Source organism: Varibaculum cambriense DSM 15806, assembly GCF_000420065.1.
Lineage (GTDB): Bacteria > Actinomycetota > Actinomycetes > Actinomycetales > Actinomycetaceae > Varibaculum > Varibaculum cambriense.
Map to the genome: position 1 here is coordinate 549,587 of NZ_ATUF01000002.1, position 13,472 is coordinate 563,058.

Below are 13,472 nucleotides of genomic sequence, written 5' to 3' on the forward strand. Positions count from 1 at the left end.
TTGCTAGCTCTTAGGGGTTAATTTTTACCGTAATCGCGGCTATTTCCCGGACTGCTTTCCCGACCCCTATCGTGCGGAAAGTTCCGGCGGGATCTCCCACCAGCTGCCCGGCGTGGATCGCAGTTTCGCTGTGCCACTGCCAGACTCCCGCAGGTATTTTTACCAAGGTCAAGATGCCTGGTTTTAGCGTTACCTCCTGGGTTTTCCCGGCAGAAGTTAAAACAATTTTTTGTTCTTGTGCGCTGGTAAAAGCGAGATTAGCAGCTTGTTGATTGCTCAGCGCCGCTCCGGAAGTACTGGGAGATACAGAGGGATAAACTGCCAGCGTGCTCTGCTGCGCATAGGTCTCCTGGGCGAAAACCGCGGCCACTACCGGTTGATCTGATTTAACCTTGACTGCAGTTAAACCGTCCTTTACTCCTCCCAGGGGAATATCGAAAATCGCTCCTCTAGAGACCTGTAACTTTTTGGGGGCAGGCACCGTGGTTTCCCCTGATGTATCCAGCAGCGAAACTTGCAAAGTCGCCACCGCCGAACTGGGATTAAGCACCCTTAAACTGGCTTTACCAGTAATTTTAGCTGCCGGAATCAGCACTTCTGGGGAGGGAGAGGCGAGAGCTGGAGAATACGCTGCGCCAGCCTTTTGGGCCCCAGTTGCCAAAGTGGAACTGACCCAAGAGCTAACCCCTTTCCCCTCGGCCTCTACCAATACTCCGAGCCGATTAAATCCTGGTGCTTGCCCATCTAATACTAGAGAGCTGCTAGCGTGGGCTGGGATTTTTTGTGTCACTTTGGCTGCCAAGGGCCCCTGTTCCGTCCAAATCTGGATCCGAGCAGTAACCGCTGCTCCCGCTGGGTTCACCAAGTACAAAGTGGAGGCATTGCCGGTGGTGGTACCGGGGGTTAGAAAATAGGCACGATTAGTGGGGGCAACGCAATAGTCCGCGAAAAATCCATTCTCGCCCTCTTTCCCGCTGCCACTAACGTAGCCCACGGCTGCCGAATTTTTTCCAGATACCGGTTTTACCTGCAGTTGCAGCCCAGATTTACTGACTGCCTGCGCAGTTCCCGGCGGGATTAGCTTCCCGGAGCTATCGGTAAGTTCTGCAGCTCCCCCGGCGGAAGTTCCCTGCACCCAAGCCTGGGCGCTCCCTAACATTCCAGGACATACCACTTGGCGAATTCCGGCCGGGACTGCCACCTCACGGCCACCATTGTCGGAGCTGGAGGTAGCGGGAAGCGTTTTGGGTATAACCAGGGCAATTGCCAATGCAGCCAGAAGAATTACTAGCGCCGAGAACAGAGAAACCAAAGATTTAGCGGCTGGTTTTTTCATTTTTGTTTCCTCCTGTCCCCCAGCGGCAGACAGGCAGCTGCTGCACCCAGGTAGACCAGCAGGAATGCCCCTACCGCTAGATAACGGCCGGGGGTAGTGAAGTACACCTGGAGGTTTCCGGAAACACCGGCAGGAATAGTAAAGCTTTGCCGGTCTCCCTGGGATCGAGCCTCAAGCTCCCGGTCAGCTATTTGGGCTTTCCAGGCCGGCGAAGCTGATTCCGCCAGCAATAGTTGCCGTTCGTTCGCGGAGGAAGCCAGGGGTTTCTCCGCACTTAGCACCCCCGAGGGAACCGTTTCGTGGCGTTTTCCAGCGGCAATGCGCACTCGCGCAGCTGAGCGCGGAGGAGTGAACTTGGAAGTATCCAGGCGCCACACGCTGTAATCATCATTGCTAGAGACCGGATGAAAATAGCTCGAAGCGCTTAGCTTGGCGCCCAGTCCGTCAGCGGTCGCCTGCTTGGTAAGCAGTAACTGTTCTACCGCTAAATCCGCACATTTGGTTGCAGCTTGATGGTCATTTCCAGCTATTAGTGCCACCAGCACCCCACTTTCGGGGGCAGCAATCTGGCCAGTTGCTTTAGCTCGGATTTGCCAGTTGGTGGCTAGCAGACCCGGCCCCGCGTCGCGGCGCATCGCTACCTGATAGTGATCCCCTTCCCTATCTATCAGCAGCATCCGGGTTCGTTTTTCCGAGGAGGACAGAATCGAGAAAGCTACCGGCGCGCGGTCAGAACCGGCCTGCAAGGGAATGTTCGCTGTAGGCAGCGCCCAGGTAACTATGGTGGCCAGGGGTAATATCAGCGCCACGGTAACTAGGCTTCCTAACAGATAGCGGAGCTGTTTAGGGGGTTTTACCGCACTCCACCCCAGCGAGGTCGCCCCGAGCATCCCCATTAGCACTACCGAAAATACCGAAAGTAGCCAGGGGCTTTGTCCGGGCGCTACCGTTTGCGTCACCGCAAACATTCCCACTAAGGCAGTTACCAGGGTAAACAACCAGGCTATGCGGGTGGCTAATAGCTCCCGTCCGGTAAATAGCGCTCCGGCAGCGGCTAAAAGCACGCTGGCGAGAGAGGCTATCCCTAAGTAAAGAGGCACTCCCGCTAGCGTCTGTCCCCAAAGGTGCAGCTGAGAGCGCATTGTTAGCGGGGTGGCAGCTGAGGGGGTAAGGAACAAATAAGCGTGCAGGCTGTGGGTACGTAGCGCCCAGATAAAAGACGGTAACAGCGTAACCAAGGCCGGAACCAGGATTGCTAAACCGCCACCTAGATACGTACAGGCTCGCCGCCAGGGCAAATGTTTCTTTAGCGTGACACTCAGGGCGCAAACTAAGACGAATGCTAAGGCCACTAGCCACAGCCACGGGGCGGCAGCGCTCACCACCACTAGGCAGAGCGCTCCGAGGCCGGCGGCAGTGCTGCGCGAATAGTTTGGCAGATAGGTCTCGGTTCCCATAACTCCCGCCAACAGATAGGGGCGACGCAGGTCAAAAAAGGAAACAATTCCCCATACTGCCAGGGGCAAGAATAGATAGCTAAGGACAGCGGAAATATTTCCCGCCTGTACCGAAACTAAGAAAGGTAGCGCTCCGCCCCAGCTGAGAGCGATCAGGGCTCGCACCGCATTGACCCGAGTGAATGCCGCCGTTGCCAGCCAAGCCCCCATCCCGGCCCCTAGTGGAGACAAAATCAGTAGCCAACGCAAGACCGTGGTGGGAGCTATCCCGAAAATAGCGAAAGGCGCGGTGATTGCCAGCAGCGGATAGGCGATCGGGTCAGGGAGGCCACTCACCCCAGTAGAAAAGGTACGCCAAGAGTTGGTTGCCAATATCCAAAAATCATGCCAGCTTCCAGGCAGCACACTCCAGAATCCCCCGTGCATTCCCCCGAGGAAATCTCGCATCCCAAAAAAACTTATAAGCAGGAAGAATAAGGCGAGGAGCCAAGCTATTATTTGGGCGTGCCAAGTTATGTTGTCCAACTGGGATTTAGCTACCATCCCCAGTTTGAGCACTTCCTGTCCGCTTTCGCGGTTTACCCGCCGAATCAGACGACGGTTTTCACGTACCCTGCTAGCTGGTACTTCCAGGCGGGCAAGTTCGCTCCGGGAGACCTGGGATTGGCGCCGCTGAATCCGCCGCGCCGCCAGGATTTTCCCTAATGATCCCCACACGCGGCTTGCCGCGTTAATCTCTACCGCTGCTCGCTCACCTTCAGAGCGCACCACCCAATAGAGAGCTAACAGCAACGATTTAAGTGGCAGCAAAAGCAACCATACCGGCAGGAGCACAGAGCTTATGGTTAGGGCACGGTAGATATAGCTGTCAGCGCGCCGCGCCGACCAAGATTGCTCTTTTTCTCGAGAAGCCTTGGCTGCCACCGGCGTAACCGGAACCGGGTCATAAACGTAAACTGGCTGATGGGGAACAGGAGAATCCGGATCTTCCGGTTGCCCCTCTTCTTCGCTTTCCAGCCGCACGTTATCCCCGGTGGCAGCCTGCTCTTCCTCTGGGCTCTGTTCCTTTTGTCTATCAGCCTGAGTTTCGACTTCCGGCGACGAGGACGCCCCTTCAATCGGCGGGTTGTCCTTTCTGTCCGGGCGCTGTTCTGCTGGCCTAGCCGCCGGTTTGTCTACTTCGGGAGACTTTTTGCTCTGCTCTCCTGCGGTATTTTTACTCTGCTTATCGGTGCCCTGACCAGCGGAGGTTTTATCCTCCATATATTCGCGTAATCCGTAGAGTCCGGCTTGCGCGTGGTAAATCCGTGCTGCCGGCACCAGACAAACGCGGTAGCCAGCCAGGCGTACGCGGCGTCCCAGCTCCAGCCCTTCAGTGAATAGCCCCAGCAAGGGGCTAGTGCCCCGCAAACGATCCCAGAGCTGAGCTTTTATTAGCAGCCCGGCAGTACCTACCGCCAGTACATCACTGATACCGTCATATTGTCCCTGGTCGACTTCGCCCGGATCGAAGGGGGTGAGGCGCTGGCCGCCACGCGTAGCGTGGATCCCCACCGATGCCAAGGTTTCCGGTTTATCCCAATCCAGGGCTTTCGGGCCGGCAATCCCCAAGGTAGTGGAGTTCTCGAACGCCTGGACAAGTTCCCCCAGGCAAGCCGGGTCGGGGGCAGAGTCATCGTGCAGTAGCCACAGATAGTCCACGGCCTCTAGATTGCCAGCCCGGGCAGCGCTAACCGCCTGCCCCAGGTTGCGGGCTTTTACCTGGGAATAATGCAAAGGCGCATAGGGGCGCAGCTCAGAGGGAGTGAGGGTACTATCAACGGCAGTATCTACGACCACCAGGGAAGTTATTGGGTGCCGGCTAGCACGCAGCGCTTTTAAAGTCTGCTTCAGATAAGGAGTAAGTCCCCGCGTAGCTATAAAAACCTGGACGCTGGGATGCTGGTAGGAAGCGGATGTTTCAGAGGCAGAGGCCACTGGGCTACCCTACATTGCGCCGTAATCTGCGCCGTTCCCGCTCCGAAAGACCGCCCCAGATTCCGAAGCGTTCATCGTTTTCTAAGGCATAACTGAGGCATTCATCGCGAACTTCACAAAGCTCACAAACCGCTTTTGCTTCCCGAGTAGATCCCCCTTTTTCAGGGAAAAACGCCTCGGGGTCGGTTTGGGCACATAATGCTTGTTCTTGCCATGAGAGGGGGCCTTGATCATCCTGCCCAATTTGCCAGGATTGCGGATTAGACGAGATGGGTCCCTCGCCAAATATGTTCCACATATTCTTCTCCTCGCAAAAATAGGTTTCTCTAAGAGTATAAACTACAAGCGTGTCATTCGGGGAAGTCAGTCGAAAAAATGGTATAGATTTTCTAAGATTGCCGTTCACATTAAAGCTTAGAAAAGGCCTTTTACCTGCAGCTAAGTTCAACAACTTTGGTTATGTGTTCTAGAGAAGAGATTTTCTCGATTTCCCCACAATTTGGCTCTAGGACTACCGCTGCACCTTGGTAACGCCAAATCTGCCCGACAATTAGTGCCAGGGAATGTGGGGTTGTATCGGAAGTTACTTTGATTAAGATTCGGCCCCCCGGACAGTTCTGTTCACACCAGCGGGGAAAATCCGAAATTATTTTTCCATCCGCGCATATTTCCAAAGAGGTATCACCTAGCAGGCTAGCTTGATCAGGCAGGGGGAAAAGCAATTGGTCGGCTTGAGAAAGCACTTCCCGGTTTCCATCGAGGAACCCGGCAGGTAAATCCTCCGGGTACCGCCAAGCCAGCGGAGACAGGCTGACCAGGTAGGTTTCGATTCCGCTATCCACAAAACCGGAACCAGCGCCCGGATCATTTAGCGCGCAGGCGACTAGATCAGGATCTGCAACTAGCTCTGCCGTCTCTGCGCTGTCAGGGGCAGGATCTGTCAGGCTCTTCACTGTCATACCTAGCCCCCACCCTGCGATTCGCCAGAGCAAATCGCGCCAGGAAAGCCCTAGTCCCAGGGCTAAAACCCCGCCGGGCTGAGCTGCTAGGTCACCCGCCAAAAGATTTTGGGTCTTAGTTACCCAGTTATTTATTACCTGTCCCGATAGCTCTATGCGATCCTCGCCATACCAGGTAAGCCGCGGAGAAGAGATCCCGGCAAGGGCACTTACCCAGTGGCTATCCCAGCAATATTCAGCTTCCATTACGGCACTCCCGCTTGCGCTAGTTTCCCGTTTCCCCGTACACGCACCGTTCCCTCAGCTGCCGGAACAAAGACGGCTTGGCCGGTACTGATGGTCTCTACTTCCCCGCCCACTCCAATTTCCAGATCGCCGCAGACCCCTAACAGTATTCGCGGCCCAAAACCGGGAATCGGAATCCATTCCCCGCCGGTTATCTCGGAAGCAGAAAGTTCGAAATCATCCACTGGCGCATAGTAGATCCCGGTGCCACGACCATTCATTTCCGGGGCAATCCGCACGGGGGGTGCGCCGTGAAAATCCATACACCGGAGGGCTTCGCCAGCATCAATATGCTTGGGAGTGAGCCCGGCACGCAACACGTTATCGGAGGAAGACATAATTTCGATACCCAAGCCGGAGACGTAGGCGTGTACCGCGCCGGTAGGGATAAATAATGCCTCGCCCGCACGTAAAGTGACCGGGTTAAGCAGTAAAGATAGCACCGCTCCGGGATCGGACGGATAGGTGCGCGCCAGGGCGACTGCTTGCCGGTCTACCCTGAGCGAGGGTGAAGTTCCCCGATCTAGGCGGTCTTGGCAAGCGGTTATAACTGCTTCTATTTGCACTCGGCGTTCTTCATCTAAGGGTGCGAGCAGCTTACGCGCCACTGCCCGTAAACCGCGATAGCCGGGATGGGCGCGTAAAATTTCTAGCATTTCCCGCGCTAGGGGGGCATTCAGATTGTCTAATACCTCGATCGCCCGACGCGGAGCGCGGAAACCCGCGAAGGCCTCGAAGGGGGTAAGCGCGAAAATCATTTCCGGCTTATGGTTACGATCTCGATAGTTTCGCCGCGGACTGTCTAGGGGGATCCCGGCTTCTTCTTCGGCTTGAAAACCTGCCTCTGCCAGCTCTTTACCCGGGTGTACCTGCAAAGATAGCGGCTGCTCGGGAGCGATCACTTTCAGTAAGAACGGCAGTTGTCCGTCAAAACGCGCCGCGACATCCGCACCTAAAATCTCGACTGGATCTGCGGCGATGACTTCCGAAAGCGGTCGTCCTCCCGCTAGGGTCTGCGCCCCATTATGGGCGCCAAACCATAGCTCGGCCACCCGCTGGCCGCCAAAATCGATCCCGGTAAAGTCACTGATAGCGCGGGGAGATCCCCAAGCATAGTCTTTGACCGCCCCGGAAAGCCTCAGCACTTCACGAACCTTTCCTGCCCTAAACCAGGCGCGCCCCGTCTACCAGGGACTGCAGTTTCGCCCAGGCGATTGAAGAATGCAGGCGTCCGCCCAGTCCGCAGTCGGTAGAACCAATTACCCGCTCGGGGCCGACTGCTGCCACGAAGCGCGACAACCTATCGGCAACCAGCTGTGGATGCTCCACCACATTAGTAGAGTGGCAAACCACCCCCGGGATTAGCACCTTGTCCGCCGGCAATTGGTATTCGTGCCAGATGCGCCATTCGTGGGCATGGCGCGGGGAGGAGGCTTCAAAAGTGTAGCCTTTGGCATCTACCCGCAGCACGTCCCCCACAATATCGGCGAAGGGAATATCGGTGGTGTGCGGGCCGTGCCAGGAACCCCAACACACATGGAACCGCGTAAGTTCGGTGGGAATATCTTTTAACGCCCAGTTCAGAGCCTCGATACGCACCCCGATGAACTTTTTGTAGTCCTCTAAGGAAGGTTCCGGGTTGATTTGATCCCAAGATTCCGCGATGGAGGGGTCATCAATCTGTACCGTGAGCCCCGCATCGGTGATGATTTTGTATTCTTGGCGCATCGCCTCTGCGCACGCCCAAACCACTTCCTCATCGGTGCGGTAATAACGGTTTTCTACCCGCGCACAAGATCCGGGCGAAAGGGCAGCAACAAAACCGGAGGAGGCATCTAAACCATTAGCTTGCAGCCCTTTAAGCAGCAGATTTACATCTCGGCGGGCAGCATCGGTCCCGATATAGCTCAGCGGACCGGTAATCACCGGGTTGCCGACGGAGTTACGGTTGCCGAGCACTCCCGAATCCGGATCCTCATAGGCTTCCCGGAACAGGTTGCGGTCGCGCCGGTCGGTGAAGGTGGTGAGCCGAATATTGCCGGGTTCAGAGCGAATAACCTCGGTTTTAGCCCAGCGATCCTCATCGGTTTGGGTAAGACCCCCCAGGCGGGAGAAAGAATAGTTCCACCAGGCGCCATAGTCGACTGCCCCCGAGGTGATGTGGCCGTACTCGCCCTCGTTAACAATATCGATCCCGATTTCGCGTTGCTTGGCCACCACTTCCGCGGAGGCACGTTCGATCACTTCTTCGAAATCTTGGGGGCTGATTTTCCCGGCAGACAGCAGATTATTGGCTTCTAAAAGCTGGGGAGTTCGCGGTAGGGAACCCACATGGGTAGTTTTTACGGGCATACTTATTCTCTTCCTAAATTACTGAAATAAAAGTTTTGGAGGGCGCAGACGGATTTGCGGCGCGCCCGGATTATTTAAATCCGCTTTACCAGCGGGAACGTGATGGTTTCACGGATTCCGAGGCCGGTAATCGCCATTAGCAGGCGGTCAAGCCCCATCCCCATACCTCCGGCTGGCGGCATCCCGGCTTCAATTGCTTGCAAGAACTCTTCATCAACTTGCATAGCTTCCGGATCGCCGTTGGCGGCATCTAGGGATTGCGCTTCGAATCGTTCGCGCTGAATCACCGGGTCGTTCAGTTCCGAGTAACCGGTGGCCAGCTCGAATCCGCGTACATACAGATCCCACTTTTGTACCTGTCCGGGTTTTTCGGGATGTGATTTCACCAGCGGAGAGGTGTCTTCGGGGAAGTCCGCTACGAAAGTGGGGGCATAGAGGTCGTCTCCTACTTCTTCTTCCCACAGCAGTTCCACGAGTTTGCCGGGAGAATAGAATTTTTCGACTTCAATCTCGCGCGCCTGGGCTAGTTTTACCAGTTCTTCCCGCGGGGTGCGCGGGGTGATTTCTTGTCCCAATGCCACTGATAGGGAGCCATAAAGGTCAATCCATTCCCACTCTCCCCCTAGATCATAGGATTCCCCATTCGGCAAGGTGGCGACGGTGGTTCCCAGGGCAGCCTGCGCCGCGTTTTGCACCAGCTGGCGGGTGAGTTCCGCGATCTGGCGATAATTTCCGTAGGCCTGATAGGCCTCTAGCATGGTGAACTCGGGGGAATGAGAGGAATCTGCGCCCTCGTTACGGAAATTACGGTTGATTTCGAAAACCCGGTCAATCCCGCCCACCAGGCAGCGCTTCAAGAACAGTTCCGGAGCGATCCGCAGATACAGGTCGGTGTCATAGGCGTTCATATGAGTGACGAAGGGACGTGCGGCTGCCCCGCCGTGCAGGGTTTGCAGCATCGGGGTTTCCACCTCGATAAAGTCTTCTCCACTCAGGGTGGCGCGCAGGGAAGCTACCACCTTCGCGCGGGTGCGCACCATTTCTCGAGCAGCTTCCCGGGTGATCATATCTACTTCCCGGTGGCGTACTCGCTGGTCTTCAGAGAGGGAAACTTCCTGGCCGTCCTCAGTTTTGAAAGTTTTCGGCAGGGGGCGTAAAGATTTTGCCGTGAGCTGCCAGGCGGGCTGTCCTTCTGCGCCCGGCTGCGCCATTACCGAAAGTTCTCCGCGCTTGGAGGCGATTACCCGCCCGTAAACAAACAGGTGATCCCCTAGATCCACATCGGCTTTGTACTCACTTAGGGATTCTTTACCCACCTGGGCGGCAGAAAGCATCGCCTGCAGGCGGGTGCCATCACCTTGCTGCAAAGTTACGAAACAGAGTTTGCCGGTATTGCGGGAAAACACTACCCGGCCGGCAACCCCTACGAAGTCCTCAGTTTCTTCCCCAGCCGCTAGGTTCGGGTATTTTTCCCGCACTTGACTGAGGGTATGGGTGATGGGAACCGCGATGGGATAGGGGTTGCGACCATCGTCAATCAGGCGCTGCCGTTTCTCAGCGCGAATACGAATCTGTTCAGGCACACTTTGGTTATTAGCTTCACTCACGCCCTCCATGTTAGCTATGAGCGGTTAACCTGTTCAATCTCGCTAAATCCGACCCGGGTTTAAGGACGGGAAAGCACCACTAACTGGTTATCGCGCAACCGAACGTCACCCAGCTTCACCGCTGCTATCAGGCAAGCGGTACTAGGCCCGTCTGTCTGCCAGGGGTCAAAGGAAATCGGATCCACCAAATCTAGATACTCGATTTCGGCCTCACTATCATTGAGGGCTTCCCGAGTTGCCGCAAGCACTGCCGCCCCAGATCCGGTGGCCGCTGCCTGGCGCACCCCCGCAAACAGAGCTTTTGCGAAGCAGGTTGCATCCTCGCGCTGGGTGGCAGACAGCGCCAGAGTAGTCTGCGAAACCGTAAGCCCATCCAAATCCCGGAAAGTAGGAACCACCTCTACCGAAACCGGAATATCCAAATCCCGCACCACCAAGCGCACCGCCGCTAATAACTGGGCGTCGCACTGCCCGATAAACACTTTGTGGGGGCGGACGATACCCAGCATCTTCACCAATTGGGTTAGGCGATCCCGTGCCTGCCCAGGGTGATGGGCACCTTCATATTTCCGGATGATCTGCCCGGGGTCTAAAACCGTTAGTGCCGCTCCGAAAGGATAAAAAGCTTCGGTTGAGGGCGCGAAAATAATATCCACCCCGCTGCGCGCCGCTAACTGCAAATCAGCAGCGCTAATCATATCGGAAGTAGTCTCAAAGGCTGACCCTACCGGATCGGTATAAACCGAAGCCACCAGGGTATCTACCCGCCCGCTGGCCTCAGTAAAAGCAGCCTGATGCCCGGGATGCCAGTTGCCACGGGTGACCATCAGCCCCACGGTTCCGGCCTTTTTTTCTACCCGCGCCAAGGTCTGGCGATCATGTACTACCAGCGGTTCTTTCGCTTTATTCACGCTATTTCCCTCAGATTATCTTTTTGTTACTGGCTTGATTCTACCTGCCGAGAGCCGAGATTGACACCTGCTGACGCTAAGCTTTCACCCACCTAGCTGCCAGAGTTCATTCAGCTATTATCCAGTTTTCTCGGTAATAATTTATTGCATGACTGCTAATGACACTGCCCGCCTCCTGGTGGTAGATGATGAACCAAACATCCGCGACCTCCTGGCCTCTTCCTTGCGTTATACCGGATTTGAAGTTTTCACTGCCGCTAACGGCTCCGAAGCGATAAAACAGGCAGAATCCACCGATCCGGATTTGATCGTATTAGACGTAATGTTGCCTGACGTAGACGGTTTCACCGTCACCCGCCGCCTGCGCGAAAATGGTTTCACCACCCCCATTCTTTTTCTAACCGCAAAAGACGATATGAGTGATAAAGTCCAGGGTCTGACTGTGGGCGGGGACGATTATGTAACTAAGCCTTTCGGCCTCGAGGAAGTGGTGGCGCGGATTAACGCTATCTTGCGACGTACCCGGGGACTGGCTGGCGAAGATGCGATTATCCGAGTGGCCGATATTGCTTTAGACGAGGACGCCCATGAAGTACGGCGCGCTGGGCAGGTAATCGACCTCTCCCCTACCGAGTTCAAATTGCTGCGCTACCTCATGATTAACGAAGGGCGAGTGGTTTCGAAAGCCCAAATCCTTGACCACGTGTGGGAATACGACTGGAACGGCGAAGCTGCGATTGTGGAATCATATATTTCCTATCTGCGTCGCAAACTGGATGTGCCCGGATCCTGTGGGGACATTATCACCACCCGCCGGGGTATCGGCTACATGATTCGCACCGGAAAGCACTAATGACGGCAGCAGCAGACGGCAAAGCTGAACAATTTTCTGCAGAGAATCCGGCACCAAAGGACAGTAAGCAGCACCGCACCTATTGGCAACGAATCCCACTCACCTGGCGGCTAGTGCTAATTATTATGGCGCTACTGGCCGGTGGACTGGGTGGAACCGGAGCCGCGATGCTGGGGATTTTGCATTCGCATTTGGCCGCGCAGATAGATTCCAATCTGAAAGCCACTGCCTCGCGAATAAAAACTAATGATTTAGTAGATCTACTGGATAAAGGTACTTTCCAGGGGAATCAACCCACCAACTATTTTGTGCGAGTCAACTACGCGGGACAGGTAGCAGAAGCTACCTCTTCTGCTGCGGCTTTAGACAGGGGACGCCCGGACTCTAAAGCTTTAGAGCTGGCAGAACGTTCCCGCAATATCCAGTGGGAAAAGCCTTTTACGATTGCGGGCGAGTCCTCCTCATCTTGGCGTGCCATTATGCTGCCAATTCGTAGCGACCAAAATCCCAAGATCACCGGTACCTTGATAGTGGCGCTGCCGCTGCAAACCGTTACCCAAACAGTGACTGCTACCGGCATTAACGTCTTGGGCACCTCACTCATAATAATTTTGATCGGCGGGGTTTTAGCCTACGTATTAGTGCAAGTCTCCCTGCGTCCTCTGCGGCAAATGGAGGAAGTCGCCGGCAAAATCGCCTCCGGTGACCTGCACGAACGTATAGATTTATCCCAGGTACGTGCCGGAGAGGTACTTTCGCTGGCTTCTGCGCTCAACTTTATGCTTTCTCGGATTGAGGAAACGATTGTTACCCAAAAGCGCAACGAACAAAAAGTACGTCAATTTGTGTCTGATGCTTCTCACGAGTTACGCACCCCCTTAGCAGCCATCCGCGGATACGGGGAACTGTACAAGATGGGAGGGGTTCCTCCCGAGCGGGTGGAAGAAGTTATGGGGCGGATCGAGTCAGAAGCCACCCGGATGGGACTGCTAGTAGAGGATCTGCTAAAACTTGCCCGTCTGGACGAAGGACGGAAAATAAAAATGGGGGCGGTAGATCTCTATCGGATAGCCGCGGCAGGAGCATTAGACTTATCGGCACTTTCGCCAGAACGTGAAATCAATTTACTCCACCTAGATGGCTCTGCCTTGCAGCTGGATGAGGGAGAAAGCGCCCTGGTGCTCGCCGATCGTGACCAACTCACCCAAGTGATGACCAACCTAATTGGGAATGTGGAACGCTATACCAGCCCACAGGTGCCGGTAGAAATCTTGGCGGGGATTGACGCCGGCACCGCAATCTTAGAAGTACGTGATCACGGCGAGGGCGTCCCCGAGGAAGAACTTGACGAGATTTTTGGCCGCTTTTATCGCCGCGACGGTTCCCGTTCCCGAGAAACCGGCGGCACTGGTCTCGGACTGTCGATCGTGGCGGCTATCGCCGCAGTACATGGCGGAACTGCCCAGGCGCTGCCTACTGCCGGCGGGGGGCTCACAATCCGAATATCTTTCCCGGCGCTTCCTCCTCCTAAGGCGCAGAAAAAACCGAGTAAGAAAACCGGCAAAGTATTTAAGAAAAGTACGGGAAAGAAAACTTCCCGGAGCGCAGAGCCCGATATGCCGAAAAATGTTGAAGAATAAGCGCAGTTACGAAGACTTCCTTGACTGTATTTTCTCTATGACGGTTTTAGCCGTAGGATAACCACTGCAACACTCAAACGTCGGGGGTACAAAGG

Annotated in this window: 10 protein-coding genes; 2 read left to right on the forward strand and 8 right to left on the reverse strand. The window is 55.4% G+C overall.

Annotation, left to right across the window (positions count from 1 at the left end; all coding sequences use genetic code 11):
- Positions 1 to 10: 10 nt before the first annotated feature.
- The 8 genes from F605_RS0102510 to F605_RS10900 form a co-directional block, all read right to left on the reverse strand.
- The gene (locus tag F605_RS0102510) at positions 11 to 1,336 is read right to left on the reverse strand and encodes a DUF5719 family protein (protein WP_022864338.1); all 1,326 of its coding nucleotides are present in this window, start codon (positions 1,334 to 1,336) and stop codon (positions 11 to 13) included.
- The gene (locus F605_RS0102515; protein WP_022864339.1) at positions 1,333 to 4,770 is read right to left on the reverse strand and encodes a glycosyltransferase; all 3,438 of its coding nucleotides are present in this window, start codon (positions 4,768 to 4,770) and stop codon (positions 1,333 to 1,335) included. The genes F605_RS0102510 and F605_RS0102515 overlap by 4 nt, the downstream gene beginning before the upstream one ends.
- A 4-nt stretch (positions 4,771 to 4,774) precedes the next feature.
- Complete coding sequence (locus tag F605_RS0102520; RefSeq protein ID WP_022864340.1) at positions 4,775 to 5,068, reverse strand: WhiB family transcriptional regulator; 294 nt, start codon at positions 5,066 to 5,068, stop codon at positions 4,775 to 4,777.
- A gap of 130 nt (positions 5,069 to 5,198) precedes the next feature.
- Positions 5,199 to 5,975 (reverse strand): TIGR03089 family protein, encoded by a 777-nt coding sequence (locus F605_RS10895; RefSeq protein ID WP_022864341.1) that lies wholly within the window; start codon positions 5,973 to 5,975, stop codon positions 5,199 to 5,201.
- A complete protein-coding gene (manA, locus tag F605_RS0102530) occupies positions 5,975 to 7,159 on the reverse strand; it encodes a mannose-6-phosphate isomerase, class I (protein WP_022864342.1) in 1,185 nt (394 codons plus the stop codon). Before manA ends, F605_RS10895 begins: the two co-directional genes overlap by 1 nt.
- A 19-nt stretch (positions 7,160 to 7,178) precedes the next feature.
- Positions 7,179 to 8,366, reverse strand: a complete 1,188-nt coding sequence (locus F605_RS0102535; RefSeq protein ID WP_022864343.1) for a cobalamin-independent methionine synthase II family protein — start codon at positions 8,364 to 8,366, stop codon at positions 7,179 to 7,181.
- A gap of 74 nt (positions 8,367 to 8,440) precedes the next feature.
- Positions 8,441 to 9,982, reverse strand: a complete 1,542-nt coding sequence (lysS, locus tag F605_RS0102540) for a lysine--tRNA ligase (RefSeq protein ID WP_027723529.1) — start codon at positions 9,980 to 9,982, stop codon at positions 8,441 to 8,443.
- A 50-nt stretch (positions 9,983 to 10,032) separates the two neighbouring features.
- Positions 10,033 to 10,884 carry a pantoate--beta-alanine ligase gene (locus tag F605_RS10900; RefSeq protein WP_022864345.1) on the reverse strand — a complete coding sequence of 284 codons (852 nt, stop codon included), beginning with the start codon at positions 10,882 to 10,884 and terminating at the stop codon, positions 10,033 to 10,035.
- A 148-nt stretch (positions 10,885 to 11,032) separates the two neighbouring features.
- Between F605_RS10900 and F605_RS0102550 the strand changes: the two genes are divergently transcribed.
- A complete protein-coding gene (locus tag F605_RS0102550; RefSeq protein ID WP_022864346.1) occupies positions 11,033 to 11,737 on the forward strand; it encodes a response regulator transcription factor in 705 nt (234 codons plus the stop codon).
- Positions 11,737 to 13,377 (forward strand): sensor histidine kinase, encoded by a 1,641-nt coding sequence (locus tag F605_RS09445; protein WP_022864347.1) that lies wholly within the window; start codon positions 11,737 to 11,739, stop codon positions 13,375 to 13,377. Before F605_RS0102550 ends, F605_RS09445 begins: the two co-directional genes overlap by 1 nt.
- Positions 13,378 to 13,472: the final 95 nt, after the last annotated feature.

Coding starts and splice junctions, on each gene's coding strand:
- F605_RS09445 (WP_022864347.1), top strand. CDS start 11,737: ATGACGGCAGCAGCAGACGGCAAAGCTGAACAATTTTCTGCAGAGAAT.
- F605_RS0102510 (WP_022864338.1), bottom strand. CDS start 1,336: ATGAAAAAACCAGCCGCTAAATCTTTGGTTTCTCTGTTCTCGGCGCTA.
- F605_RS10895 (WP_022864341.1), bottom strand. CDS start 5,975: ATGGAAGCTGAATATTGCTGGGATAGCCACTGGGTAAGTGCCCTTGCC.
- F605_RS0102550 (WP_022864346.1), top strand. CDS start 11,033: ATGACTGCTAATGACACTGCCCGCCTCCTGGTGGTAGATGATGAACCA.
- lysS (WP_027723529.1), bottom strand. CDS start 9,982: ATGGAGGGCGTGAGTGAAGCTAATAACCAAAGTGTGCCTGAACAGATT.
- F605_RS0102520 (WP_022864340.1), bottom strand. CDS start 5,068: ATGTGGAACATATTTGGCGAGGGACCCATCTCGTCTAATCCGCAATCC.
- F605_RS0102535 (WP_022864343.1), bottom strand. CDS start 8,366: ATGCCCGTAAAAACTACCCATGTGGGTTCCCTACCGCGAACTCCCCAG.